The organism is Streptomyces sp. NPDC018031, assembly GCF_044327625.1.
Classification (GTDB): Bacteria; Actinomycetota; Actinomycetes; order Streptomycetales; family Streptomycetaceae; genus Streptomyces.
On sequence record NZ_JBIRFT010000003.1, the window covers coordinates 44,564 to 69,893 of the forward strand.

A 25,330-nucleotide genomic window follows, 5' to 3' on the forward strand; every position below is an offset into this window, starting at 1 on the left:
GAGCGGTCGGCGGCGGGAACGGGACCGCGGCCGGGCGCGGTGCGCCCGGTGGACGCGCCCGGTGGGGCGTCCCGGCCGGAACGGTGTACGTCCTCGATCGCCGGGGGCGTGTCGCCACGCCCGTCCGCCGATCGAGGACGAACCCCGTTTTCCCCCTGGCCACCCGCCGAGTCCCCCTGGCTCCCGCTGGTGGCTTCCCCCTGGTGCGTCCGGGTCGCCGCGCCGTTCCGCCACCCCGTGTCGGCGGTGCCGGCGCCGCGCCCCTTCCGTGGGCACCACTCTCCCGTCCGGGCGGGTGGCCGATCATCCGCGCGGCTACTCATCTGCGCCGCTAGGTACAGCTACTCAGGTCTGAGCACCGGCTCCGGCCGGGCCGGGGTACCCCGGCGGGACCTGCGGCCCGGCGTGACCGGTGGCGCGGATAGGGTCACGGACATGGCACGGATTGCGGTGATCGGCGCCGGGATGGGCGCCATGGCTGCCGCTGCCCGGCTGGCCGTCGCGGGCCACCGGGTGGCGGTGTACGAGCGGGGACCGACGCACGGGGGCGCGCTCGGGCGTTTCGAGCGGGACGGTTTCGCCTTCGACACCGGCCCCGGTCTGCTGCATCTGCCGGCGGTCTACCGCGACCTGTTCGTCAAGACCGGCAAGGAACCGCTGGAGCGGTGTGTCGAGCTGTCCCAGGTCGACCCCGCCGCTGACCACGTGTTCCCGGACGGCACCCGCCTCCGGTTGCCGAACGCCTCCCGGGGCGGGGTCCTCGCGGCGCTGGACGGTGCCTTCGGCGCGGGTTCCGGCGAGCGCTGGAGCGAGCTGGTCAACCGCGCCCGGGACACCTGGGACGCCACCCGCCGGCCGCTGCTCGAGGAGCCGCTGCGGGCCGACTGGTCGGCGCTCCGCCGGGACCCGTATCCGGTGCCGCCGCGGCGCGGCTGGTTCCGCCGGGGCGCGGGCCGGCCGGCGACCCTCGCCGACATCGCCGCGCGGGAGCTGGGCGACCCGCGGGCGGTCGCCCTGCTGGAGAGCCACGCGCTGGCCCAGGGGCTCGATCCGCGTGCCGCGCCGGCCGGCGCGACGGTGCTGCCCTACCTGGAGCAGACCTTCGGCAGCTGGTACGTGCGCGGCGGGATGCGGGCGCTGGCCGACGCGGTGTACGAGCGGTGCCGGGCGCGGAAGGTGGAGTTCTCCTTCGGCACCGAGGTCACCGGCATCACGACGGCGGACGGGCGGGTGACGGGGCTGCTGCTCGGCGGCGGCGCTCCGCCGGTGGCGGCGGACGCGGTGGTCGCGGGTGTCCACCCGGCGGTTCTGCCCGCCTTGACGGACGGGGCGTCGCCGTGGGCCGAGGGTGACGTCCGGCCGGCGGGCGGGGCGGCGGACGGCCCGCCCGGCCGGCTGACGGTCCTCCTCGCGCTGTCCGGGGCCCGGCCCGCGGGCACCGCCCACCGCACGGTCGTGCACGCCGGGGACCGGGACGCCGAGCTGTCCGCGGTCTTCGGCGGCCGTTCCGCGCCCGGGGCTCCGGTCGGGCGTCCCACCGTGACGGTGCTCCGCCCGGACGACCCGGCCACCCGGCCGGACGAGGACCACGAGGCGGTGACGCTCACCGCCACCGTGGCCCCGCACGGCGCGGTGGACTGGGCGGACCCGGCGGTGGCGGAGGCGGCCGCCGACCGGTTGGTGGCCGCCGCCGGGGCCGCGATCCCCGGGCTGGCCGGGCGGGTGCTCTGGCGGGAGGTGCGCACGCCGCACGACGTCGCGGCCGGCACCGGTGCGCCGGGCGGCGCGGTGCCGCCGCCCGCGCTGGCGGGGGTGGACGGGCGGCTGCTGCGGCCCGCCAACCTGACCCGGACACCGGGGCTGTACCTGGCGGGCGGCTGGGCCCATCCGGGAGGCGGCCTGCCGCACGCGGGGATGTCCGGGGCGCTGGTCGCCGGGCTGATCGTCGAGGGCGCGGGCTGGCGCGGTTCCCAGTAGCCCGCCGCCCCGGCCGCGTGCGGCGCCGGGCGGGCACGACGCCCGGCGGGTACGACGTCGACCCCCTGCGGCGCCGGGCGGGTGCGCCCCGGAGCCGCCCGGCGGGCCGCACCGGGCGCTCGCCGGTGGCCGGCCGCCGCCACCGGTGCGGTGGCGGCGGCCGGCGGTCAGTAGCGGTACTGGCCGTCGTAGCCGCTGGGCCCCGGCTCCTGCTGGTACGGGTAGTGCGGCGGCTGCTCCGGCGGCGCGGCCGGCACGTCCCCGTCCCGCTGCTGCGGCACCCAGACCCCGCCCGGCGGGGTGTCCTCGGGCCCGACCGGATACGGCTGGGCCGCCGGGTACGGCTGCTGGACGTAACCCGGGGCGGCGTACCCGTCCTGGGCGGCGTACCCGTCCTGGGCGGCGTAGTGGTCGTCGGCCGCGGTGCCGTACTGCGGCTGTCCGTAGACGTCGTAGGCCTGCTGGTCGTATCCCGGGTAGGGCTGCTGCGCGGCGCCGTACGGGCCGGCGTCCCGGTAGATCCCGGCCTCGCCGTACCCGTGGTCCGCGGTGGCGTAGCCCGGGGTGCCGTAGGGGTGCCCGCCGTCGGGCACCGGCGCCGGGCCGGGCGCGGCGCCGAAGTCCTGCCCGGCGCCCTGGTCGCCGTGCTCGCCCGGGGTCTGCGGGTAGCCGTATCCGTCGTACCCCTCGTATCCGCCGTATCCGGCCTGGGAGGTGGTGAAGGCGTCGTAGCCCGGTTCCGGTTCCGGCTCGGGCGCCGGCTCGGGGCTCCGGTAGGCGGCGTACCCGCCGGTGTCGTCGGGCATCGGCTCCGGCTGGTAGGTGGGCAGCGGAGGCTGCTCCGGCCCGGGCGCCGGGGCCGGGCCGCCGGCTTCCGGGACGGGTTCCGCTTCCGGCCGCGCGGGGCGCCGCCCGGCGGAGCCCCGCTTGTTCCTGATCACCCAGCCCGCGGTGAAGCCACGGCGGTAGGAGAGGGTCACGTAGGTCTGGCCGACGGCGAACGCGGCCGCGCCCACGCCGATCACGATCACGGAGGCGAGCAGCACCCCCGCGACCACGCCGAGGAACCCGGTGAAGGCCAGCAGCCGCCAGCGCAGCCGTGCCTTGTTCTGCAGCAGCACCTCACCCAGCAGCCACAGCGCGACGATGCCGAACGCGATGTAGAGGACCGCCCAGCCCATGTACGCCCCTCTCGTACGGCGGCCGTGTGCCGTCCGCCGTCATCCGGACCGCTGGTGCAGTCCGAGGTTCTCGTAGATTTCCAGGGTCGCCGTGGAGTGGTTGAGGGTGATGAAGTGCAGCCCGGGGATCTCCTCGGCCATCAACCGCGCACACAGGTTCGTGGCGTAGTCGATGCCGACCGAGCGTACCGCCGCCGGGTCGTCCTGTACCGCGAGGATCCGCTCTGCCAGGTCGGGCGGGAACGCGGCATTGCTGAGCTGGGCGAACCGCTCGATCTGCCGGACGTTGGTGACCGGCATGATCTCGGGGATGATCGGGGTGTCGCAGCCCGCGGCGGCGACCCGGTCCCGCAGCCGCAGATAGTCCTCGGGGTAGAAGAACATCTGGGTGATCGCGAAGTCGGCGCCGGCCCGGCACTTGTCCACGAAGTGGCGGACGTCGGTGTCCCAGTCGGTGGAGCGCGGGTGCATCTCGGGGAAGGCGGCGACGCCCACGCAGAAGTCGCCGGACTCCTTGATCAGCCGGACCAGCTCGGCGGCGTAGCTGACGCCCTCGGGGTGGCGGATCCACTCGCCCATGGGGTCGCCGGGCGGGTCACCGCGGACGGCGAGCATGTTCCTGATGCCGGCGTCGGCGTACTGGCCGATGATGTTGCGCAGTTCCGCCAGGGAGTGGTTGACGGCGGTGAGGTGGGCGACCGGGGTGAGCGTGGTGTCGGTGGCGATGCGCTCGGTGGCGCGGACGGTGCCCTCCCGGGAGGAGCCGCCCGCCCCGTAGGTCACGGAGACGAAGGTCGGGGAGACCGCCTCGATGCGGCGAATGGCGTTCCACAGGGTCCGTTCGCCTTTCTCCGTCTTCGGGGCGGCGAACTCGAACGAATAGGACTGTTCGCCGGAGGCGAGCAGTTCGCGCACCGTGCGTGCGCGGTCTGTCCTGGTGGAAGCAGTGCCTAGGGCCATACCGGCAGGTTAGCCAGCGCCGTCACGCACGCCCAGCCGACCGAGGCGATATGCCCGTTTCGTCGGACCCCTGTCCGCAGTGCGGACACTTTTCCGGGATGCGGAGCGTCCGGGCGGGCGGCCGGCCGCCGCACGCCCGGATGGGGCCGCCGGATCAGCCGGCCGCGGCCGCGCGCACCCGCTCGGCCAGCGCGGCGGCGGCGGCACCGGGGTCGTCCGCCTCGGTGATGGCACGCACCACCACCACCCGCCGGGCACCGGCGTCCAGCACCTCGTCGAGGTTGGCCGCGTCGATCCCGCCGATGGCGAACCACGGCCGGGCGGGCTGCCGGGCGGCGGCGTACCGCACCAGCTCCAGCCCGGGGGCGTGCCGTCCCGGCTTGGTGGGGGTGGGCCAGCACGGGCCGGTGCAGAAGTAGTCGACGCCGGGCTCGGCGATCGCCGCGTCCACCTCCGCCTCGGCATGGGTGGACCGGCCGATCAGCACCCGGGGGCCCAGGATCGCCCGGGCCGCCGGCACCGGCAGGTCGCCCTGCCCCAGGTGGAGCACGTCGGAGCCGATGGCGTGCGCGACGTCGGCGCGGTCGTTGACCGCGAGCAGCTTGCCGTGCCGCCGGCAGGCGTCGGCGAAGACCGCGAGGTGCTCCAGCTCCGCACCGGCTTCCATGCCCTTGTCGCGCAGCTGGACGATGTCGACGCCGCCCGCCAGCACCGCGTCCAGGAACTCCGGCAGGTCGCCCTGGCGCCTGCGGGCGTCGGTGCACAGGTAGAGCCGGGCGTCGGCGAGCTGCCGGTGCGCGGCCTCGGCGGTGACGGCGACGGTTGCCATGGGCGGTACCCCCCAGATCGGCGGGGTGCGGGCCGGTTGTCCGGCCCGCACCCCGTGACGGCTCCTCGGTTCAGACGGCGAGCGCCTGGGCGCGGCGCTTCACCTCCGTACCGCGATTCTCGCGCAGGGCCTCCGCGGGGGTGCCGGGCAGGGTGGGGTCGGGGGTGAAGAGCCACTCCAGCATCTCCTCGTCGCTGAAGCCGTCGTCCCTCAGCAGGGTCAGCGTCCCGCTGAGTCCCTTGACGACCTTCCCCTCCCCGATGAACGCGGCGGGGACCATGAGAACCCGGTTCTCGCCCCGCCGCACGGCGATCAGCTGGCCTTCCTTGACCAGCTGCCGGACCCGGGTCACCTCGACGTCGAGGCGTTCGGCGATGTCGGGGAGGTTGAGCCAGGCGGGCACCAGGGCATCGATCTTTGCGTCAATCTCGGTCACGGGAACAAGCCTGCCATCCACCACGGACTCATCGCGAACGCTCCGCGTCCCATGGGGGCACGGTGGCCCACCGGTCGGCCACCGGTGGGCGAGGGGGCGTCAGGCGCCGGCGGCGTCGCCGAGGACCGCGGACTTCAGCGGCACCGAGGCGTCCGCCGCCCGGGCGCGGTCGATCAGCGCGCCGCGCTCCACGAGCTTGCGCCCCTGGGCCAGGTCCCGGGGCCGGCCGACGGCCAGCAGGGCGACCAGGCGACCGTCCCGCAGCCAGCACACCGACCAGGCGGCGCCGCCGGGGTCGCCGCGCCACAGCAGCTCGTCGTCGGCGGTGTGGTGTCCGGCGTACTGCACGAAGCGGCCGAACTGCTCGGACCAGAAGTAGGGCACCGGGTCGTAGACGGCACCGGTGAACTGCGGCCGCCGCGAGCCGACCAGGTTGGCGGCGACGGTGCGCGGCCCCTGCAGGGCGTTGTCCCAGTGGTGGACCAGCAGCCGTTCGCCGTAGCGGGCGGAGGGGAAGGAGGCGCAGTCGCCGACCGCGTACACCTCCGGGGCGGAGGTGCGCAGCCACTGGTCCGCCCGCACCGAGCCGTCCGCGGCCAGCTCGACGCCGGATCCGGCGAGCCAGTCGGTGGCGGGCCGGGCCCCGATCCCGACGACCACCGCGTCGGCGCGCAGCCGGGTGGTGCCGTCCGCGCCGCCGCCTTGGCCCTCGCCCCCGGCGATCAGCACCCCGGACTCGTCCACCCCGACGACCCGGGCCCCGGTGATGAGCGCGGCGCCGCTGTCCAGGTACCAGCCCGCGAGGTAGGCGGCGACCTCCGGCGGCAGCGCGCCGGCGAGCGGCCGGTCGGCGGCCTCCACGACGGTCACCGCGCAGCCCGCCTCGCGCGCCGCGGTGGCGAACTCCGCGCCGATCCAGCCCGCGCCGACCACCACGACGTCATGCTGCCGGGCGAGTACCGGACGCAGGCGCTCCGCGTCGTCCAGGGTGCGCAGCAGATGGATGCCGGGGCCGCCCTCGGCGGGCCGCTCCCCCGCCGCGGGCCGCTCCTGGCCGGGCAGCAGGAGGGGTTCCGCGCCGGTCGCGAGGACCAGGTGGTCGTAGCCGACGGGTCCGGAGTCGGTGAGCAGCAGCCGCTCGCCGGTCCGCAGCGCGGTGGCGCGGCGGCCGAGGTGGAGTTCCACCCCGAGGCCGGCGAAGTCCACGTCGAACGCCGAGCCGTCGGCCTTGCCCAGCAGCACGGCCTTGGACAGCGGCGGGCGGTCGTACGGCTGGTGCGGTTCCGCCCCCAGCAGCACGATCTCCCCGGACCAGCCCTCCTCGCGCAGCGCGACCGCGGTCTGCACTCCGGCCACCCCGGCGCCGACGATCACCACCCGTCCTCCGTCGGTGCCCCGGGTGCCGGTCGGTGTCGGTGTCCTCAGCCCATCGCTCACCCGATCACTGTAGGACGGGGCGGCCGGTCGGCCGGAACACCTCGCGAGGAGATCTCCGGCACACCGGCGGCGCGCCGGGCCGGCCGCACCCCCGGTGGCCCGGGGCGGGGGGACCACGCCCTTCCGGCTCCTTCGGGCGGCGTACTAGGGTGGCGGGCACAGAGCACTCGCGGGAGCCCGGACGCACCGGGCTGAGAGGGAGGCTGTCGCGGCCTCCGACCGTACGAACCTGATCCGGGTCATGCCGGCGAAGGGAGGGGCGATCCGCCCATGCATGCGGTATCCGAGCCGTACGACGTCCTGGTGGTCGGCGGCGGCATCATCGGCCTGGTCACGGCCTGGCGGGCGGCCCAGCGCGGGCTGAGCTGCGCGGTGACCGACCCCGAACCCGGCCAGGGCGCCGCCCAGGTGGCGGCCGGCATGCTGGCCGCGGTGACCGAGCTCGCGCACGGCGAGGAGACACTGCTCGGCCTCAACCTGGCCTCCGCGGCGCGCTATCCGGAGTTCGCCGCCGAACTGGAGGCGGCGAGCGGCCAGGACATCGGTTTCCGCGCCTGCGGCACCCTGGCCGTGGCCCTCGACGCCGACGACCGGGCGCAGTTGCGGGAGTTGCACGCGCTCCAGCAGCGCTGCGGGCTGGAGGCGGAGTGGCTGACCGGACGTGAATGCCGCCGCCTGGAGCCGATGCTGGCGCCCGGGGTGTGCGGCGGGCTGCGGGTGGAGGGTGACCACCAGACCGATCCGCGGCGGCTGGCCGCCGCGCTGGTGACCGCCTGCCGGCGGGCCGGGGTGGCCCTCCACCGCACCCGGGCGGAGCGCCTGGTGCTGGACGGCGACCGGGCGGCCGGGGTGGTGACGGCGGACGGCACCCGGCTGCCGGCGCACCGCACGGTGCTCGCCGCGGGCAGCCACAGCGGCCGGCTCGCCGGGGTCCCGCCCGAGGTGCTGCCGCCGGTGCGCCCGGTGAAGGGCCAGGTGCTGCGGCTGCGGGTGCCCGCCGGCTACGCGCCGTTCCTCTCCCGCACCGTGCGGGCCGTGGTGCGCGGCGGGCACGTGTACCTGGTGCCGCGGGAGAACGGCGAGCTGGTGGTCGGTGCCACCAGCGAGGAGATGGGCTGGGACACCACGGTCACCGCGGGCGGGGTGTACGAACTCCTCCGCGACGCCCACGAGCTGGTGCCCGGCATCACCGAACTGCCGCTCACCGAGACCCGTGCCGGGCTGCGGCCCGGCTCCCCGGACAACGCCCCGCTGCTGGGCCCCACCGACCTGCCCGGCCTCCAGCTGGCGACCGGGCACCACCGCAACGGCGTGCTGCTCACCCCGGTCACCGGCGACATCATGGCCGAGGCGCTCACCACCGGCGAACTCCCCGCCCACGCCCGCCCGTTCTCCCCCCGGCGCTTCTCCTCCCGGCGCCCGTCCGCACCCTCCCCCGCGGCCGGCGGGGCGGGGCAGGTACCACCACGTCAGGAGCAGCCCGCATGACCGTCAGCGTCAACGGCGAGACCCGCGAGATCCCCGACGGCTTCACCCTCGACCTGCTGGTGGCCACGCTCACCCCGGCCGCCGGCGGTGTCGCCGCCGCCGTCAACGAGAGCGTGGTGCCCAGGAGCCAGTGGCCCCGTACCCCGCTCGGTGACGGCGACCGGGTCGAGGTCCTCACCGCGGTCCAGGGAGGCTGAGCATGGCTGACGATCCGCTGGTCATCGGCGGGGTGTCCGTCGACTCCCGACTGATCATGGGTACGGGCGGCGCGCCCAGCCTGGAGGTGCTGGAGCGGTCCCTGGTCGCGAGCGGCACCCAGCTGACCACCGTCGCGATGCGGCGGCTGGACCCCACCGTGCAGGGCTCGGTGCTGTCCGTGCTGGACCGGCTCGGGATCCGGGTGCTGCCCAACACGGCGGGCTGCTTCACCGCGGGCGAGGCGGTGCTCACCGCCCGGCTGGCCCGGGAGGCGCTCGGCACCGACTGGATCAAACTGGAGGTGGTGGCCGACGAGCGGACCCTGCTCCCGGACCCGGTGGAGCTGCTGGACGCCGCCGAGATCCTGGTCGACGACGGGTTCACCGTGCTGCCGTACACCAACGACGACCCGGTGCTCGCCCGCAAGCTGGAGGACGTGGGCTGTGCTGCCGTGATGCCGCTGGGGTCGCCCATCGGATCCGGGCTGGGCATCCGCAACCCGCACAACTTCCAGCTGATCGTGGAGCGGGCGCAGGTGCCGGTGGTGCTGGACGCGGGCGCCGGGACGGCCTCGGACGCGGCGCTCGCCATGGAGCTGGGGTGCGCGGCCGTGATGCTGGCGTCCGCGGTGACCCGCGCCCAGGAGCCGGTGCTGATGGCGGAGGCGATGCGGCACGCGGTCGAGGCGGGCCGGCTGGCCCACCGGGCCGGCCGGATCCCGCGCCGCCACTTCGCCCACGCCTCCTCACCGACCAGCGGCCTGGCCGACTTCGACCCGGAACGCCCCGCCTTCGGGAGCTGATGTGCGCGCGGTGCGCGGCTGACCGCTCGGGCGCTCGCCGCCCCCGCGGCACCGCCCACCGGGCCGGGGCCACAAGGCTTGTCCGGGCCGCCGGGCCCGTCCGGGCCGAGGCCGCAGGGCCCGTCCGGGCCGGGGCCGCAGGGGCGGACACCGGGCACCCGCGGGCGCGCGGCCGGCCGCCCCGGGACCGCGGTCGTCCCGGGCGCCCGCTGGCCTGGCGCCCGCCCCGCCCGCCGGGGTGGGCGCCATGGCGGCATGTCACTGTTCGGCTGCAGTAGCAGCCGGTCGCGGCGCAGGTGGCACAGGGTGTCGAGGACGGCTCGTAGACTCCTGTCCCGTGGATACGACCCTGCAGGATCCGCTCGTCGGCCAGGTGCTCGACGGCCGCTACCGCGTCGACGCGCGGATCGCCGTGGGCGGCATGGCCACGGTCTACCGGGCCGTCGACACCCGTCTGGACCGGGTGGTCGCCCTCAAGGTGATGCACCCGACGCTCGCCGCCGACGGCGCCTTCGTGGAGCGCTTCATCCGTGAGGCGAAGTCCGTGGCCCGGCTCGCCCACCCCAACGTGGTGGGCGTCTTCGACCAGGGCACCGACGGCCGCTACGTCTTCCTGGCCATGGAGTACGTCGCCGGGTGCACGCTGCGGGACGTGCTGCGGGAGCGCGGGGCGCTGCAGCCGCGCGCCGCGCTGGACATCCTGGAACCGGTGCTCGCGGCACTGGGCGCGGCGCACCGGGCCGGTTTCGTGCACCGTGACATGAAGCCGGAGAACGTGCTGATCGGCGACGACGGCCGGGTCAAGGTCGCCGACTTCGGGCTGGCCCGCCCGGTGGACGCGGCCACCGGCACCGACACCCAGTCGATCATGGGCACCGTCTCGTACCTGGCCCCGGAGCAGATCGAGCACGGCACCGCGGACACCCGGGCGGACATCTACGCCTGCGGCGTGGTGCTGTACGAGATGCTGACCGGCGCCAAGCCGCACGCCGGGGGCACCCCGGCACAGATCCTCTTCCAGCATCTGCACGAGGACGTCACACCGCCGTCGGTGCTGGTCCCGGGGCTCGCGCCGCAGTTGGACGCACTGGTCACCGGGGCCACCGCCCGCGATCCGGAGCTGCGTCCGGCCGACGCGGTGGAGCTGCTCGGGGTCGCCCGGGCGGCTCGCGCCGCGCTCACCGACGCCCAGCTGGACCTGCTGCCGCCCGGCGCGGGGGACGGCGCGCGGGACGGCTCGGAGGACCGCACGAGCGTGATCGCACGGCCGCCGGCCGGTCCCGCAGCGCCGGGCGGCGGAACCGGGGACGTGAGCCGCACCAGCCGGCTGGAGCGACCCGCTCCGCCACCGGCCGGGGGCTCCCGTCCGGCGCTGCGCGACCGGCTGCCGCGCCGCCGGGTGCTGGCGCTGATCACCGCGGTGCTGCTGGCGCTCGGGGTGGGGGCCGGTGTGTGGTACATCAGCTCGGGCCAGTTCACCAAGGTGCCCGGGGTGATCGGGCTGACCCAGGCCAAGGCGGAGCGGAAGCTCACCGACAAGGGCCTTGAGGTGAAGGTCGTCCGCGAGTTCAGCGACGTGGTGGACAAGGGGAAGGTCATCGAGACCGACCCCGGGGTCGGCGAGCGCATCCGCAACACCGGCACGGTGACCATCCGGATCTCGCAGGGGCCGCCCCGGGCCACCGTGCCCAATGTGGTGGGCATGCCGATCACCGAGGCCCGGGCGAAGATCAAGGACGCCGGGCTGGCCGTCGGCAAGGTGACCCGGCATTTCAGCAACGAGACCCCGGCGGGCCAGGTGCTCGCCACCGACCCGCGGGCCGGGGTGGAGCGCAGGCCGGACAGCGCGGTGTCGATCAAGGTTTCCATGGGCGAGCCGATCTCCGTCCCGGACGTGGTCGGCGAGTCGGCGGCCGACGCCGAGTCGGACCTGCGGGACGCCGGATTCAAGGTCGAGTTCGCCGAGGACCGGGTGTTCTCCGAGGAGGACGCCGGTGCGGTCGCCAAGCAGTCCCCGTCGAGCGAGAAGGACGCGGCCAAGGGCGACACCATCACCCTCACCCTCTCCAAGGGGCCCCGCATGATCGAGGTGCCGGACGTCGAGGGGGACGACGTGGACGACGCCACCGAGGAGCTGGAGGCCCTGGGCTTCGAGGTCCATGTGGACCGCCCGCTGCTCTTCCCCGGCGACACGGTCACCGACCAGTCGGTGGACGCCGGTGAGCGGGCCCCGGAGGGCAGCGAGATCACCATCAAGGTCAAGGGCGTCTTCTAGCCGCGTCACCGTCGGGTCGAGGGCGCCTTCCAGCCGTCACGCCGCCGGCCACCTCGGTCCGGCGCGGCGCACCGCCGTCCGCCTCCCTTCCGGGGCGGGCGGCGGTCCGCGTCCGGCGCCCCGGCCGCGGCCGGGTGCCGCCGGTGGCCGGCGCCGGAGGGACGGCCGGGTGCGATCGACGTCCGCGCGCCTGGCACCCTGGATACGGTGAGCACGTCTGCGACCTCCCCCGCCCCCTCCGCCCCGGGCCGTCCCGAGCCGTCCCCGGAGGGCGCCCTCCGCGCCCGCAACCCGATCGGCGCCCACGTCAAGGTGGCCGGCGGGCTGGCCACCACCGGCCTGCCGTACGCCCGGACGATCGGCGCCGAGACCGTCCAGGTCTTCGTCGCCAACCCGCGCGGCTGGGCCACCCCGGCCGGCACTCCGGCCCAGGACGAGAAGTTCCGCGCCGGCTGCGCGGCGGAGTCCCTCCCCGCGTACATCCACGCGCCGTACCTGATCAACTTCGGCTCCCACACCCCTGCGACGGTGGAGAACTCCACCGCCTCGCTGCGCCACTCGCTGCGCCGCGGGCGGGCCATCGGCGCGCTGGGCGTGGTGGTGCACACCGGGTCCGCCACCGGCGGGCGGGGCCGGGCCGAGGCGCTGGCCCAGGTGCGGGAGCGGATGCTGCCGCTGCTGGACGAGCTGGACCGGGAGGACGACCCGTGGCTGCTGCTGGAGCCGACCGCCGGGCAGGGCGCCTCGCTCTGCTCGCTGGTGGCCGACCTCGGGCCGTACTTCGACGCCCTGGACCACCACCCGCGCCTGGGGGTCTGCCTCGACACCTGCCATGTGTTCGCCGCGGGCCACGACCTGGCGGGGCCGGGCGGGATGAAGCAGACCCTGGACGAGCTGGTGTCCGTGGTCGGCACCGGGCGGCTGAAACTGATCCACGCCAATGACTCCAAGGACGTGGTGGGCGCCCACAAGGACCGGCACGAGAACATCGGCGCCGGGCACATCGGGGCGGAGCCGTTCCGCGAGCTGTTCACGCATCCGGAGACCGACGGGGTGCCGCTGGTGATCGAGACGCCCGGCCCGGAGGAGAAGTACGCGGCGGACATCGCGACGCTGAAGGGCCTGCGCGACGGCTGACCCGGCGCCCGCCGCCGCGTTCCGCCGCGGACGGTGGCCGATCCGGTCCGCCGGTTACGGGGCGCCCGCGCCGATCCGTCGGCGGTGGAGCGCGTGGGACGAGCGGGCGCGGTGGGGGGCCAGGGGGCACGCCCGGGGCCGCCCGGGGCCGGTTCCCGGCACCCGGACGCGGGCCGTGGCCGTCTCGAACACCGGCGCGTCACCGGCCCGGCCCGCCGCGTCGGCGCTCACGCGCGTTCCCGGGAGTCGCGGGTGCTCGAGCCGCCCGCCCGGGCCCACGTGATCAGCTCGGGTCGGCACCGGACCTGCCGGACCCTTCCTTCGCCGCGCGGCGGTACTCGGCGTTGATGCGCTGAGCTTCTTCGAGCTGGTCCTCGAGGATGACGATGCGGCAAGCAGCCTCGATCGGGGTTCCCCTGTCGACGAGTTCGCGGGCGCGAGCGGCGATCCGCAGCTGGTAGCGGGAGTACCGGCGATGTCCGCCCTCCGAGCGGAGCGGAGTGATCAGACGGGCCTCACCGATCGCTCGGAGGAAGCCAGGGGTGGTGCCGAGCATCTCGGCGGCCCGCCCCATGGTGTACGCGGGGTAGTCGTCGTCGTCCAGACGATCGCTGAGTGGGATATCTGCTGCCATGTCACCTCGTAGTGCAACGCGTCGAGGGGCCCCGGTGCCGTACGGCACCAGGGCCCCGAGGGGAATTCAACACCATCCGTCGGCCCTCATGCTGTGCCGACCGTCTCTTTCCGCTACCCGGCCCGGCAGGGGGCGGGTAGCGGGGATCGCGACTGCGTGACCGGGGACCACCTTCCGTTCCGGGGTCTTCGGGTACCCGGCCGAAAGCTCCTCGGAGCCGGGCGGCCCTGATGGCGTCTACTCCTCCGTCCTTCCTCCGGAGCGATCACTTGGTGAACGGGTGCTGCGGTACCGCATGGGTGTTGCCGTCGGCGGCCCCTCGACTCGCGGGCCGCCCAGCGCGGCTCCCAGCCCCGTCACCCTTCGGCGAACACCTTGGCTTCGGGACTCCAGAGCCGCGCTGATCTGCGAACTTCACTACTGACACCCGCCAGTTCGTGTCTGCCGGGTCCACTTGACCGTGTCTTCATGAAGAAGACTAACCCCGCCAGAAGCCGATGTCTACTCTGACAAAGATAGATTTTGATGCCCAGACCTCGAAGGTATCCTCTGATCCCCGATGCCAGCCGGTGAGGCGGGGCGAACAGGCGACGCAGCGCAGGTCGGGGTGGATGTGCCGGCGGCCCCGGAGGACGCGTCCGCCCCGGCCACCGCGGGCAGCGGGTCGCCGCTCCGCCGGTTCCCCGGGCGGCGAGGCGGCGATACGACAGCGAGGGCCCTGCCGACGTTGCGTCGGCAGGGCCCTCAGCGGTCTCCGGTGGCGGTCTACCGCCTGTTCTCACACTCCGGGGGACGCGGTGCCGAGCAGTGCCGACGCCGTCTGGAGCGGGGTGAGGGCGCCCACCGGCGCGACCTCAGGGTGGTCATGGCAGGTGAAGCCGAGACGGGTCATGGCGCGGACGACTTCGCCGCTGGTGAAGTCGCGGCGGTCCTGCCGGGTGATGATCTGGCCTACCTGCTTGACCGGGTAACGGCGGCGGCCGATGGTCACGGACTCACCCGTGACAGGCTCGGGCGTGATGCCCTTCATCGAGGCCAGCACCCCGTTCTTGGTCAGGTCGAACGGGTACCGGGCGATGACACAGCGCATGATGCCTCACAGGGAAGAAGGAGAGCGGACTGACCGGGCGGGGTGGATCAACGGGCGAGGAGGACGCCCGCCGGCGCCGGGCCGGACACCGGCGGGGTACACGGTCCGCCGGGGACGTCCCGGAGCCGGATCCGGTCCGTGTAACCGGGGCTGTCCCGGAGCCGGACGAGCCGGGCGAGGGTGAACAGGCCCGTGCTCTGGTCGTCCCCGTCGCAGAGGACGAGGTGATCGACCCGGGCACCGGCCATGAGGGACAGAGCCACCTCGACCGTCATGTCGTCACGGACCCGAGGTCCGGACGCCTCCCTGCCGCCGGCCACGGCCCCGGGGGCGCGGTCCGCTGCCTGGTGCTGCGGTTGAGCCGTCGTCATGGGTATCTCCTACCGGAAAGGGTTGCGCCGGCGATCTCAGTTGCTCCGGGCAGCGGAGCCGGACCGCCGCTGTGCCCTGCGGCGCCCCGCTTCGCCGACGGGCCGGCCCTGACCGGCGTGGCCCCGGCGACCTCGACGCCCCCGGGAAGGAGAAGACGCGCGGGGAGCTTCCACGGCCGGCGCGGCGATGACGACCGGGACGCCGGAAGGGGCCCGGGCACCGGTGATGCGGCTCAGCTCCGCCTCTCCCGAGCGCACCCGGGCGATCCGGGGAGTGATGCCCGCCGACGCCATCAGGCGGCTCATGCCGCGGCGCTGCTCGGGGGTCACCAGGGTGACGACGCTGCCGGACTCACCGGCACGGGCCGTACGACCGCCGCGGTGCAGGTAGTCCTTGTGGTCACCGGGCGGATCCACGTTGACCACCAGGTCGAGGTTGTCGACGTGGATGCCGCGCGCCGCGACGTTGGTCGCCACCAGTACCGTCACGTCCCCGCTCTTGAACTGGGCCAGGGTCCGGGTGCGCTGCGGCTGGGACTTGCCACCGTGCAAGGACGCGGCGCGGACGCCGTTGCTCAGCAAGTGCTTGGTCAGCCGGTCCACCGCGTGCTTGGTGTCGAGGAACATGATCACTCGACCGTCTCGCGCCGCGATCTCGGTGGTCGTCCGCTGCTTGTCCGCGTCGTGCACATGGAGTACGTGGTGCTCCATGGTCGTGACGGCACCCGCCGACGGGTCGACGGAGTGGACCACCGGATCCGTCAGGTAGCGGCGGACCAGCAGGTCGACGTTGCGGTCCAGGGTGGCCGAGAACAGCATCCGCTGCCCGCCGGGACGCACCTGGTCGAGCAGGGCGGTGACCTGCGGCATGAAGCCCATGTCGGCCATCTGGTCGGCCTCGTCGAGGACCGTGATGCCGACATCGTCCAGTCGGCAGTGGCCCCGGTCGATGAGGTCCTTGAGCCGTCCGGGCGTCGCGACGACCACCTCGGCCCCGGCGAGCAGCGCACCGGCCTGCCTGCCGATGGACATCCCGCCGACCACGGTGGCCAGCCGCAGGCTCACCGAGCGGGCGTACGGCGCGAGCGCGTCGGTGACCTGCTGGGCGAGTTCGCGGGTGGGGACGAGGACGAGAGCCAGCGGCTGTCGCGGCTCGGCACGCCGCCCCGCGGTACGGGTCAGCACGGCGAGACCGAAGGCGAGGGTCTTGCCCGAGCCGGTACGGCCACGGCCGAGGACGTCACGACCGGCCAGCGAGTTCGGCAGGGTCGCCGCCTGAATGGGGAACGGCACGGTCACGCCTTCGCGGCCGAGCGTGGCCAGCAGCCGCGCGTGCATGGCCATGTCGGCGAACGCCTCGACGGCGGGCAGCGCGGGCGTGATCGTCTTCGGCGGCGCGAACTCGCTCGTCGCGGCCCGTCCGGCCTGTCGATTTCCGAAGTCCTTGCCGCGCCGCGGACCACCGGAGCGTTTGGCGCCGGTGCCTCCTCCGGAGCGGTCATGTGTGCGGGATGTGCGGGCTCGCTTCACGCGGAACCTTCCTTGATGAGGCACGTAGCAAGGAATTCCCGCAGCAGATGAGCGGCGCAGAGAATCTCGAAACGAGCCGAATACGATGTGGGCCGGGCCGGACCGGCGGCGAATGCGTCACCGGTCGGCGGTGCGGGTGCAGCCTTCCCGCGCGCGCCCTGGAACACAGCGAGCTGGGGCCCGCACCCCAGAGGTGCGGGCCCCAGCTGCGAAGTACGCGTCAGCGCCGATGTCAGGCGGGAACGATGTTCTCGGCCGTCGGGCCCTTCTGGCCCTGCGCGATGTCGAACGACACCTTCTGGCCTTCCTGCAGCTCACGGAAGCCCTGGGCGGCGATGTTCGAGTAGTGGGCGAAGACGTCCGCGCCGCCGCCGTCCTGCTCGATGAAGCCGAAGCCCTTTTCCGAGTTGAACCACTTCACGGTGCCGGTAGCCATGCTTTTCTCCTTGGGAGACGGTGTCAGGAATTCACCCTGCGTGAATTCCGTGTCGCCGTGATGATCACCCCGTCGGAAAAACCTTCTGGCAACCACACCTGCAACTGGCATCGACAGTAGCACGGCGCAATCGGGCCTGCACCGTGGATAATTCCCCCCTGGCCCGGCGGTCGAGGAATACTCTCCGGGGCCGGCCCCTATTTCTCACGTCGCGGGCACATATATTGCTCTCCGTAGGTGTGCCCTTTCTGCCGCACCCGCCCGCCCCGCAACCCCGTGACCTCCATCGACGCGACATACGCCGCTGCCGCCGTCATCAGCGAGGGCACCACGGCGGCCCCGCCGACACTCCCCTCCGGCGAGGAAGGTCACATCTCTCGCGACGAGCGCGGTGGCAGGTGGCCGCGACCTCCCGACCCGTGCTCCTCGGTCCGCACCGGTCGGCCACGGCCCGGTGGTCGCAGCGGATCGCACCCCGGGGGCGCACCATTGAGGACAGGAGCTGACCCATACGGGCACTAGCGTGCGTCTGTCCACGGAACAGGGCCACGAAGGGCGGAACTCATGACCCCCACCGGAACGACCACCGGCGAGCGCGCGGATCTTCTGGCGGTGCTGACCAAGCACCGGTACATGCTGCGCTTCACCACCCGGGACCTCACCGACGAGCAGGCGGGGCTGCGCACCACCGCCAGCGAGCTGTGCCTGGGCGGTGTGATCAAGCACGTCACCGCCGTCGAGCGGAACTGGGTCGACTTCATCCTGAACGGCCCCGCCTCGATGGGCGACTTCACCGCCGTGACCGAGGCGGACAAGGCTCGCTGGACCGAGGGGTTCCGCATGCTGCCCGGTGAGACTCTGGCGGGCGTGCTGGACGAGTACGCCGAGGTGGCGCGCCGGACCGATGAACTCGTCGCCACCCTGCCCGACCTGGACGCCACCCAGCCGCTGCCGAAGGCGCCGTGGTTCGACGCTGACGATCGGTGGTCGGTCCGCCGGGTGCTGATGCACATCATCTCCGAGACCGCCCAGCACTCCGGCCACGCCGACATCATCCGCGAGTGCCTCGACGGCGCCAAGAGCATGGGGTGACGGGCCGGAGCCCGTCCGCTCGGCGGGCTCCTCGGCCGGCGGGACGCGCCTGACGCCGTCACCGCCGTCCGGACACGGCACCGAGCCCGGAGACGGCACCTAGAGTTCCGGGCCGTCCCCCGGCTCCTCCTGGTAGGAGTAGCGCTGCTCGCGCCAGGGGTCACCGACGTTGTGGTAGCCCCGCTCCTCCCAGAAGCCCCGGCGGTCCGCCGTCATGTACTCCACGCCGCGGACCCACTTGGGGCCCTTCCAGGCGTACAGGTGGGGCACGATCAGCCGGGCGGGGAAGCCGTGCTCGGCGGTGAGCGGTTCGCCGTCCTTGTGGGTGGCGAAGATCGCTTCGTCGGAGGTGAAGTCCGACAGCCGCAGGTTCGAGCTGAAGCCGTACTCGGCCCACACCATCACATGGGTGACCTCCGGCGCGGGCGGGGCGAGCTCCAGGAACGTGCGGGCGGCGACGCCGCCCCATTCGGCACCGAGCATGCTGAACTTCGTGACACAGTGCAGATCGGCCACGACGGTCGAATAGGGCAGTGCCGAGAACTCGTCGTGCGTCCAGCCGTGCTTCTCCCCGTCCGCCGTCGCTCCGAAGACCCGGAACTCCCAGCGGTCCGGTTTGAACTTCGGGACCGGTCCGTAGTGCGTAACCGGCCAACCGCGCTGCAGCCGCTGCCCCGGGGGCAGCTGTGCGAGCTCCCCCTCACGGCTTTCCGACTGACCCATGGCTCCATGGTGTCAGACCGGCGGGGGTGGTCATGACCAGCACAGAGGGAGGCAGGGCTTCCGCCGAGGGCGGTGGCGGGCGACGGAAGCGGGAGGATGAATTACGCGGTTTTGGGCAAGCCATACTAAGCATGCACTTACTGGACGACTTCCCGGCACGATGCGAGGATGCGCGCAACCGGACGTTCCCCGCGCGCACAGGGAAGGAGCCCCTCGATGCAGGGCGACCCCGAGGTCATCGAGTTCCTCAACGAGCAGCTGACCGCCGAGCTGACCGCGATCAACCAGTACTTCCTGCACGCCAAGATGCAGGAGAACTTCGGCTGGACGAAGCTCGCGAAGTACACCCGGCACGAGTCCTTCGACGAGATGAAGCACGCGGAGGTGCTCACCGACCGGATCCTCTTCCTGGAGGGCCTGCCGAACTACCAGCGGCTGTTCCACGTCCGGGTGGGCCAGACGGTCACCGAGATGTTCCAGGCGGACCGGCAGGTCGAGGTCGAGGCGATCGACCGGCTGCGGCGCGGCATCGAGGTGATGCGGGCCAAGGGGGACATCACCTCGGCCAACATCTTCGAGTCCATCCTGGCGGACGAGGAGCACCACATCGACTACCTCGACACCCAGCTGGAGCTGGTCGAGAAGCTGGGTGAGGCCCTCTACATCGCCCAGCTGATCGAGCAGCCGGACAGCTGAGGTCCGCGCGGACGCGGGTGGCGCACGGGGCCCGGGCGGCCGGTGGCCGTGGTGCCGTGGGGAGCGCCCGCGGTCAGGCGGCGGCCTCGCCGGGGAACGGCGGGGCGCCCGGGGTTCCGGGGGCCTGGACGGTGGGGCCGGCGGCCAGTGCCGTGGCGGCCGGCTCGCCCTTGTCGATCATCTCCCGCCGCGGGCAGGAGCCCCGCCCGAGCAGCGCCTGGATGCGGCGGACGCAGGACCCGCAGTCGGTGCCGGCCTTGCAGGCCCCGGCTATCTGGCGGGGGGTGCAGGCGCCGGATTCCGCGTGCGCGAGCACCTGCTTCTCGGTGATGCCGAAGCATGAGCAGACGTACACGCGGTTCTCCTGAGGCGATCAGGTCAGGTGATCAATAAGGTTACCCTTACCTTACCCGCCCGGCCGTCGGATGCAACAGTGCGAAGGGGCGCGGATCGCTGTGATCCGCGCCCCATCTGCGCTTTTCCGGTCCCGGCTCGCGGCACCGCCCCGGCTACTGGTCCCGGTACATCTCCGCGACCAGGAACGCCAGGTCCAGCGACTGGCTGCGGTTGAGCCGCGGGTCGCAGGCGGTCTCGTACCGCTGGTGGAGGTCGTCGACGAAGATCTCGTCGCCGCCGCCCACGCACTCGGTCACGTCGTCGCCGGTGAGCTCGACGTGGATGCCGCCCGGGTGGGTCCCGAGGGCCTTGTGCACCTCGAAGAAGCCCTTGACCTCGTCCAGCACGTCGTCGAACCGCCGGGTCTTGTGCCCGGACGCCGCCTCGAAGGTGTTGCCGTGCATCGGGTCGCAGATCCACACGACCTGGGCGCCGGAGGCGGTGACCTTCTCCACCAGCTCGGGCAGCTTCTCGCGGATCTTGTCCGCGCCCATCCTGGTGATGAAGGTGAGCCGGCCCGGCTCCCGGTCGGGGTCCAGCCGGTCGATCAGCGTGAGGGCGTCCTCGGCGCTGGTGGTCGGGCCGAGCTTCACGCCGATCGGGTTGCGGATCCGGGAGGCGAACTCCACGTGCGCCCCGTCCAGCTGCCGGGTGCGCTCACCGATCCACAGCATGTGGCCGGAGACGTCGTACAGCCGGCCGGTCCGGGAGTCGGTGCGGGTGAGCGCCGACTCGTAGTCCAGGATCAGCGCCTCGTGCGACGAGTAGAACTCGACCGTGCGGAACTCCTCCGGGTCCGCCCCGCAGGCGTTCATGAAGTTCATCGCCCGGTCGATCTCCCGGGCGAGCGCCTCGTACCGCTGGCCGGACGGGGAGGACTTCACGAAGTCCTGGTTCCAGGCGTGCACCTGGCGCAGGTCCGCGTAACCGCCCGTGGTGAACGCACGGACCAGGTTCAGCGTGGCGGCGGAGGCGTGGTACATCCGCTTGAGCCGCTGCGGGTCCGGGATGCGCGCCTCGGGGGTGAACTCGAACCCGTTGACCGAGTCGCCCCGGTAGGTGGGCAGGGTGACCCCGTCCCGGGTCTCGGTGGGCTTGGAGCGCGGCTTGCTGTACTGGCCCGCGATGCGGCCGACCTTCACCACCGGGACGGACCCGGCGTAGGTGAGCACGGCGCCCATCTGCAGGAGCGTCTTGAGCTTGTTGCGGATCTGGTCGGCGCCCACGGCGTCGAACGCCTCGGCGCAGTCGCCGCCCTGGAGGAGGAACGCCTCACCACGGGCGACGGCTCCCAGGCGGGCACGCAGCTGGTCGCACTCGCCCGCGAAGACGAGCGGCGGATAGGACTCGAGCTCGGCGATGACATCGCGCACAGCCTCTTGGTCCGGCCAGTCAGGCTGCTGCGCCGCGGGTAGGGAGCGCCAGGTGTTGCCACCGGCGTGGGATTCAGCGTTCACGGTCACGCTTCAACACTACGGGGTCCGGACGGCCGTCCAGCCCGGTGCCCACAACCTGAGACGGGGGACACGACGGGCCCGGGACGCGCCCGGTGGTCGGGTAGGGTGCGGCACATGTTCGCGCTACCGACCATGGACTGGTGGTGGACCGCTCATCCGGCGGCCCACTGAACGCGCGTACCCAGATCGTCCGCGAAGGCCGCCCGAGGGGCGGCCTTCGGCGTATCCGGTGCCGGGCCGTTCCTCCCACCGGAAGGAACCCCGCACGTGAACCACGACACCGACGCCGTCGTACGCCGGCTGCTCGCCGCCGGCGCCCCGCCGTTCGCCCTGCTGCACCGGCGCACCCCCGGGCCGGCCGGGGCCACCGCCGACGGTGTGGTGGAGGTGCTGATCGGGCCGGTCACCGAAGTGGAGCGGCTGGCGGACATCCCGCTGCCCACCGGGGCGCCGGACGGCGGCCCGGTGAACGACGCGCTCGCCCTGGTCCCGTTCCGGCAGATCCGGGAACGCGGCTTCGAGGCGCGGGACGACGGGACGCCGCTGGCCGTGCTGCGGCCGGTGGAGAGCCACCGGCTGCCGGCCGCGGAGCTGCGCGCCGCGCTGCCCGGGCACCGGGTGACCGTGACCGACGGAGGGTTCGACGTCGGCGACGAGGAGTACGCCCGGACCGTGCGGCGGGTGGTGGAGGACGAGATCGGGGCCGGCGAGGGCGCCAACTTCGTCATCCGCCGCACCTTCCGCGGGCGGATCCCCGGCTTCCGGACCGCGGACGCGCTCGCCCTGTTCCGGCGGCTGCTGGAGGCCGAGCGCGGGGCGTACTGGACCTATGTGGTGTGCCTGGAGGACCGGACGCTGGTGGGCGCCAGCCCCGAGGTGCACGTCCGGATGTCCGGCGGCCGGGACGGCGCCGGCGGCACGGTCGTGATGAACCCGATCAGCGGCACCTACCGCTATCCGCCGGAGGGCCCCGGTGTCGCCGGGCTGCTGGAGTTCCTGCACGACCGCAAGGAGGTGGAGGAGCTGTCCATGGTGGTCGACGAGGAACTGAAGATGATGTGCACCGTCGGCGACATGGGCGGGGTGGTGGTCGGGCCGCGGCTCAAGGAGATGTCGCACCTGGCGCACACCGAGTACGAGCTGCGCGGCCGCACCACTCGGGACGTGCGGGAGGTGCTGCGGGAGACGATGTTCGCGGCGACCGTCACCGGGTCCCCGGTGCAGAACGCGTGCCGGGTGATCCAGCGGTACGAGCCGCTGGACGCGGACGGGGTGGGGCGTGCCTACTACGCGGGGGCGCTGGCCCTCATCGGCCGGGACGAGGGCGGGGCGCAGACGCTGGACTCGCCGATCCTGATCCGTACCGCCGACATCGACCGCGCCGGCCGGCTGCGGGTGCCGGTGGGTGCGACCCTGGTCCGCCACTCCGACCCGCGGTCCGAGGTCGCCGAGACCCACGCCAAGGCGGCCGGGGTGCTGGCCGCGCTGGGGGTGCGCCCCGGGCCGGAGCGGCCGGAGCCGGTCCGCCCGGCGCTGGCCGACGATCCCCGGGTGCGGGCGGCCCTGGACGCCCGCCGGGCCGGTCTCGCACCGTTCTGGCTGCGGATGCAGGACCGGCCGCCGGCGGTCACCGGGCACGCGCTGGTGGTGGACGGCGAGGACACCTTCACCGCGATGCTGGCGCACCTGCTGCGGGCGTCCGGCCTGGCGGTGACCGTCCGCCGGTACGACGAGCCGGGGCTGCGGGAGGCCGTACTCGCCCACTCCGGCCCGGTGGTGCTGGGCCCCGGGCCCGGCGACCCGGCGGACCCGGCGGACCCCAGGATGCGGTCGCTCCGCGCGCTCACCGCCGAGCTGGTCGCCCGGGCCCGGGGCGCCGCGCCGGCCGGGGCCGGGGACGGAGGGCGGGCCGGAGCGCTGCTCGGGGTGTGCCTGGGCCATGAGCTGATCGCGGTCGAGCTGGGCCTGGAGCTGGTCCGCAAGGCGGTGCCGTACCAGGGCGCGCAGACCCGGATCGACCTGTTCGGCCGCGCCGAGACGGTCGGCTTCTACAACAGCTTCACCGCCCGGTGCGACGACCGGACGGCGGCGGAGCTGGCGCTGCGGCGGGTCGAGGTGAGCCGGGACCCGGCGACCGGCGAGGTGCACGCGCTGCGGTCCCCGGGCTTCGCGTCGGTCCAGTTCCACCCGGAGTCGGTCCTGACCCTGAACGGCGCGGCGATCACGGCGGAACTGCTGGCGGCCGTCCTGGTGTGAGCCTTCGGCGGCGCGCCGTCCCGGTGCCTCCTCCCCCGCCCGCCGGTGCGCCGGATGCCGGCCGGCGGGGGAGGGCCGGTTCAGCCGAAGAAGACCCCGGCCTCGGCGTAGAGCGCCGGGTCGACGGTCTTGAGCCGGGCGGTCGCCTCGGTGAGCGGGACGCGCACGATCCCGGTGCCGCGCAGCGCCACCATCTTCCCGAAGTCGCCGTCCTGGACGGCGTCGATGGCGTGCAGCCCGAACCGGGTGGCCAGCCAGCGGTCGAAGGCGCTGGGGGTGCCGCCGCGCTGCACGTGTCCGAGCACCGTGGTCCGGGCCTCCTTGCCGGTGCGCTGCTCGATCTGCTTGGCCAGCCACTCGCCGATGCCGGAGAGCCGCACATGGCCGAAGGAGTCCAGCGACTCGTCCTTGAGCACGGCTTCGCCGCCCTTGGGCATGGCGCCCTCGGCGACCACCACGATCGGCGCGTAGCGGATCTTGAACCGGGACTCCACCCAGGCGCACACCTGGTCGACGTCGAAGCGCTGTTCGGGGACGAGGATCACGTTGGCGCCGCCCGCGAGCCCCGAGTGCAGGGCGATCCAGCCGGCGTGCCGTCCCATCACCTCCACGACCAGCACCCGCATATGGGACTCCGCGGTGGTGTGCAGGCGGTCGATGGCCTCGGTGGCGATGTTGACGGCGGTGTCGAAGCCGAAGGTGTAGTCGGTGGCGGACAGGTCGTTGTCGATGGTCTTGGGGACGCCGACGCAGGCGATGCCGTACTCGTCGCCGAGCCGGGCGGCGACCCCGAGGGTGTCCTCGCCGCCGATCGCGATGAGCGCGTCCACCTCGTACTTGGCGAGGTTCTCCTTGATCCGCCGGACGCCGTTCCCGGCGTTCAACGGGTTGGTCCGTGAGGAGCCCAGGATGGTGCCGCCCCGAGGCAGGATGCCGCGCACCGCGGGGATGTCCAGGGTCACGGTGTCGCCTTCGAGCGGCCCGCGCCAGCCGTCCCGGAAGCCCGTGAAGTCGTGGCCGTAGCGCTCCACCCCCTTGCGGACCACGGCGCGGATGACCGCGTTGAGCCCGGGGCAGTCGCCACCGCCGGTCAGTACTCCGACCCGCATCGCATCTTCCCTTCTCCCGTGAGGGATCCGTTCGTGGGAACCGATACCGGGAGCAACGCTAAGGGTGATGCAGGTCACACACGATCCACCGTCAAGTGAATTCGGGTGCACCGGAGGCGAGTTGGGCCGCGGGATTCACTCGGAAGAGTCGAGACCGCGCTCGATGGCGTAGCGCACCAGCTCCACCCGGTTGTGCAGTTGGAGCTTGCCGAGGGTGTTCTGCACATGGTTCTGCACGGTGCGGTGCGAGATCACCAGACGCTCGGCGATCTGCTTGTACGACAGCCCCTTGGCCACCAGCCGCAGCACCTCGGTCTCCCGGTCGGTCAGCTGGGGGGCGACCGGCTCGCCGGCGGCGGACGGGGCCGGCTCGCCGGCCAGCCGCCGGTACTCCCCGAGCACCAGCCCGGCGAGGCCGGGGGTGAACACCGCGTCCCCGGCGGCGGTGCGGCGCACCGCGTCCAGCAGTTCCTCGGTGCTGGCCGACTTCAGCAGATAGCCGCTGGCCCCGGACTTCACCGCCTCCAGCACGTCCGCGTGCTCCCCGCTCGCGGAGAGCACCAGCACCCGCAGCGCCGGGTTGCCGCCGACCAGTTCCTTGCAGACCTGCACCCCCGGCAGGCCGGGCAGGTTGAGGTCGAGGACCAGCACCTCCGGCTCGGCCGCCCTGGCCCGGCGCACCGCCTGCGGGCCGTCGCCCGCCGTCGCCACCACCTCGAACCCGGCCTCGGCCAGGTCGCGGGCGACCGCGTCCCGCCACATCGGGTGGTCGTCGACGACCATCACCTTCACGGCCGCCGGAGCCGCGGTGCCCGCCGCG

Annotated in this window: 25 protein-coding genes and 1 riboswitch; of the genes, 10 read left to right on the plus strand and 15 right to left on the minus strand. The window is 73.7% G+C overall.

Annotated elements, in window-relative coordinates:
* Positions 1-435: 435 nt before the first annotated feature.
* On the plus strand, positions 436-1,977 hold the full coding sequence (locus ACH4B3_RS10465; protein ID WP_398462390.1) for a phytoene desaturase family protein: 1,542 nt from the start codon (positions 436-438) through the stop codon (positions 1,975-1,977).
* A gap of 167 nt (positions 1,978-2,144) precedes the next feature.
* Here the strand turns inward: ACH4B3_RS10465 and ACH4B3_RS10470 are convergent, their stop codons facing one another.
* The 5 genes from ACH4B3_RS10470 to ACH4B3_RS10490 all read right to left on the minus strand — a co-directional run bounded on the left by ACH4B3_RS10470 (position 2,145) and on the right by ACH4B3_RS10490 (position 6,820).
* Positions 2,145-3,158 carry a hypothetical protein gene (locus ACH4B3_RS10470; RefSeq protein ID WP_398462391.1) on the minus strand — a complete coding sequence of 338 codons (1,014 nt, stop codon included), beginning with the start codon at positions 3,156-3,158 and terminating at the stop codon, positions 2,145-2,147.
* A 39-nt stretch (positions 3,159-3,197) separates the two neighbouring features.
* Positions 3,198-4,118: a methylenetetrahydrofolate reductase [NAD(P)H] gene (metF, locus tag ACH4B3_RS10475; protein ID WP_398462392.1), complete on the minus strand. Its 921-nt coding sequence runs from the start codon at positions 4,116-4,118 to the stop codon at positions 3,198-3,200.
* A gap of 154 nt (positions 4,119-4,272) precedes the next feature.
* Entirely contained in the window at positions 4,273-4,947 is a 675-nt protein-coding gene (thiE, locus tag ACH4B3_RS10480; protein ID WP_398462393.1) for a thiamine phosphate synthase, read from the minus strand.
* A gap of 70 nt (positions 4,948-5,017) precedes the next feature.
* Positions 5,018-5,383 (minus strand): Rv2175c family DNA-binding protein, encoded by a 366-nt coding sequence (locus ACH4B3_RS10485; protein WP_398462394.1) that lies wholly within the window; start codon positions 5,381-5,383, stop codon positions 5,018-5,020.
* 99 nt (positions 5,384-5,482) lie between these two features.
* Entirely contained in the window at positions 5,483-6,820 is a 1,338-nt protein-coding gene (locus ACH4B3_RS10490) for an NAD(P)/FAD-dependent oxidoreductase (RefSeq protein ID WP_398462395.1), read from the minus strand.
* 159 nt (positions 6,821-6,979) lie between these two features.
* Positions 6,980-7,094, plus strand: a riboswitch (TPP riboswitch).
* Between ACH4B3_RS10490 and thiO the strand changes: the two genes are divergently transcribed.
* The 5 genes from thiO (at position 7,091) to ACH4B3_RS10515 (ending at position 12,720) form a co-directional block, all read left to right on the plus strand.
* Positions 7,091-8,308 carry a glycine oxidase ThiO gene (gene thiO, locus ACH4B3_RS10495; RefSeq protein ID WP_398462396.1) on the plus strand — a complete coding sequence of 406 codons (1,218 nt, stop codon included), beginning with the start codon at positions 7,091-7,093 and terminating at the stop codon, positions 8,306-8,308. (Overlaps the previous riboswitch by 4 nt.)
* A complete protein-coding gene (gene thiS / locus ACH4B3_RS10500) occupies positions 8,305-8,505 on the plus strand; it encodes a sulfur carrier protein ThiS (protein ID WP_398462397.1) in 201 nt (66 codons plus the stop codon). The genes thiO and thiS overlap by 4 nt, the downstream gene beginning before the upstream one ends.
* Before the next feature lie 2 nt (positions 8,506-8,507).
* Positions 8,508-9,308 (plus strand): thiazole synthase, encoded by an 801-nt coding sequence (locus ACH4B3_RS10505; protein ID WP_398462398.1) that lies wholly within the window; start codon positions 8,508-8,510, stop codon positions 9,306-9,308.
* 337 nt (positions 9,309-9,645) lie between these two features.
* Positions 9,646-11,583 carry a Stk1 family PASTA domain-containing Ser/Thr kinase gene (gene pknB / locus ACH4B3_RS10510; RefSeq protein ID WP_398462399.1) on the plus strand — a complete coding sequence of 646 codons (1,938 nt, stop codon included), beginning with the start codon at positions 9,646-9,648 and terminating at the stop codon, positions 11,581-11,583.
* A 294-nt stretch (positions 11,584-11,877) separates the two neighbouring features.
* The gene (locus ACH4B3_RS10515) at positions 11,878-12,720 is read left to right on the plus strand and encodes a deoxyribonuclease IV (protein ID WP_398462742.1); all 843 of its coding nucleotides are present in this window, start codon (positions 11,878-11,880) and stop codon (positions 12,718-12,720) included.
* 283 nt (positions 12,721-13,003) lie between these two features.
* Here the strand turns inward: ACH4B3_RS10515 and ACH4B3_RS10520 are convergent, their stop codons facing one another.
* From ACH4B3_RS10520 to ACH4B3_RS10540, 5 genes are all read right to left on the minus strand, one after another.
* Positions 13,004-13,354, minus strand: a complete 351-nt coding sequence (locus tag ACH4B3_RS10520; RefSeq protein ID WP_398462400.1) for a MerR family transcriptional regulator — start codon at positions 13,352-13,354, stop codon at positions 13,004-13,006.
* Between the two features lie 778 nt (positions 13,355-14,132).
* A complete protein-coding gene (locus ACH4B3_RS10525; RefSeq protein ID WP_398462401.1) occupies positions 14,133-14,444 on the minus strand; it encodes an SCO5918 family protein in 312 nt (103 codons plus the stop codon).
* 47 nt (positions 14,445-14,491) lie between these two features.
* Positions 14,492-14,815, minus strand: coding sequence for a CBS domain-containing protein (locus ACH4B3_RS10530; protein WP_398462402.1), 324 nt, complete (start codon positions 14,813-14,815; stop codon positions 14,492-14,494).
* Positions 14,816-14,851: 36 nt separating this feature from the next.
* Positions 14,852-16,345 (minus strand): DEAD/DEAH box helicase, encoded by a 1,494-nt coding sequence (locus ACH4B3_RS10535; protein WP_398462403.1) that lies wholly within the window; start codon positions 16,343-16,345, stop codon positions 14,852-14,854.
* A 232-nt stretch (positions 16,346-16,577) separates the two neighbouring features.
* A complete protein-coding gene (locus tag ACH4B3_RS10540; protein ID WP_398462404.1) occupies positions 16,578-16,781 on the minus strand; it encodes a cold-shock protein in 204 nt (67 codons plus the stop codon).
* Between the two features lie 564 nt (positions 16,782-17,345).
* Here ACH4B3_RS10540 and ACH4B3_RS10545 point away from each other — a divergent pair.
* On the plus strand, positions 17,346-17,873 hold the full coding sequence (locus ACH4B3_RS10545) for a DinB family protein (RefSeq protein WP_398462405.1): 528 nt from the start codon (positions 17,346-17,348) through the stop codon (positions 17,871-17,873).
* A 99-nt stretch (positions 17,874-17,972) separates the two neighbouring features.
* Here the strand turns inward: ACH4B3_RS10545 and ACH4B3_RS10550 are convergent, their stop codons facing one another.
* Positions 17,973-18,596 (minus strand): sulfite oxidase-like oxidoreductase, encoded by a 624-nt coding sequence (locus ACH4B3_RS10550; RefSeq protein WP_398462406.1) that lies wholly within the window; start codon positions 18,594-18,596, stop codon positions 17,973-17,975.
* A 216-nt stretch (positions 18,597-18,812) separates the two neighbouring features.
* Here ACH4B3_RS10550 and bfr point away from each other — a divergent pair, with 216 nt between their 5' ends.
* Positions 18,813-19,292, plus strand: coding sequence for a bacterioferritin (bfr, locus tag ACH4B3_RS10555; protein ID WP_398462407.1), 480 nt, complete (start codon positions 18,813-18,815; stop codon positions 19,290-19,292).
* A gap of 73 nt (positions 19,293-19,365) precedes the next feature.
* On the opposite strand, the gene ACH4B3_RS10560 is transcribed toward bfr, so the two are convergent.
* Positions 19,366-19,647 carry a bacterioferritin-associated ferredoxin gene (locus ACH4B3_RS10560; RefSeq protein WP_398462408.1) on the minus strand — a complete coding sequence of 94 codons (282 nt, stop codon included), beginning with the start codon at positions 19,645-19,647 and terminating at the stop codon, positions 19,366-19,368.
* 154 nt (positions 19,648-19,801) lie between these two features.
* Positions 19,802-21,151, minus strand: a complete 1,350-nt coding sequence (locus ACH4B3_RS10565) for a class II 3-deoxy-7-phosphoheptulonate synthase (RefSeq protein ID WP_398462409.1) — start codon at positions 21,149-21,151, stop codon at positions 19,802-19,804.
* A gap of 108 nt (positions 21,152-21,259) precedes the next feature.
* On the opposite strand from ACH4B3_RS10565, the gene ACH4B3_RS10570 reads away from it, so the two are divergent.
* Both ACH4B3_RS10570 and ACH4B3_RS10575 read left to right on the plus strand, forming a co-directional pair.
* Entirely contained in the window at positions 21,260-21,316 is a 57-nt protein-coding gene (locus ACH4B3_RS10570) for a trp operon leader peptide (RefSeq protein ID WP_398462743.1), read from the plus strand.
* A gap of 96 nt (positions 21,317-21,412) precedes the next feature.
* Entirely contained in the window at positions 21,413-23,401 is a 1,989-nt protein-coding gene (locus tag ACH4B3_RS10575; protein ID WP_398462410.1) for an anthranilate synthase family protein, read from the plus strand.
* Positions 23,402-23,481: 80 nt separating this feature from the next.
* On the opposite strand, the gene ACH4B3_RS10580 is transcribed toward ACH4B3_RS10575, so the two are convergent.
* Together ACH4B3_RS10580 and ACH4B3_RS10585 are read right to left on the minus strand one after the other, a co-directional pair.
* Positions 23,482-24,510: a 6-phosphofructokinase gene (locus ACH4B3_RS10580; RefSeq protein ID WP_398462411.1), complete on the minus strand. Its 1,029-nt coding sequence runs from the start codon at positions 24,508-24,510 to the stop codon at positions 23,482-23,484.
* Between the two features lie 135 nt (positions 24,511-24,645).
* Positions 24,646-25,293: a response regulator gene (locus ACH4B3_RS10585; RefSeq protein ID WP_398462744.1), complete on the minus strand. Its 648-nt coding sequence runs from the start codon at positions 25,291-25,293 to the stop codon at positions 24,646-24,648.
* Positions 25,294-25,330: the final 37 nt, after the last annotated feature.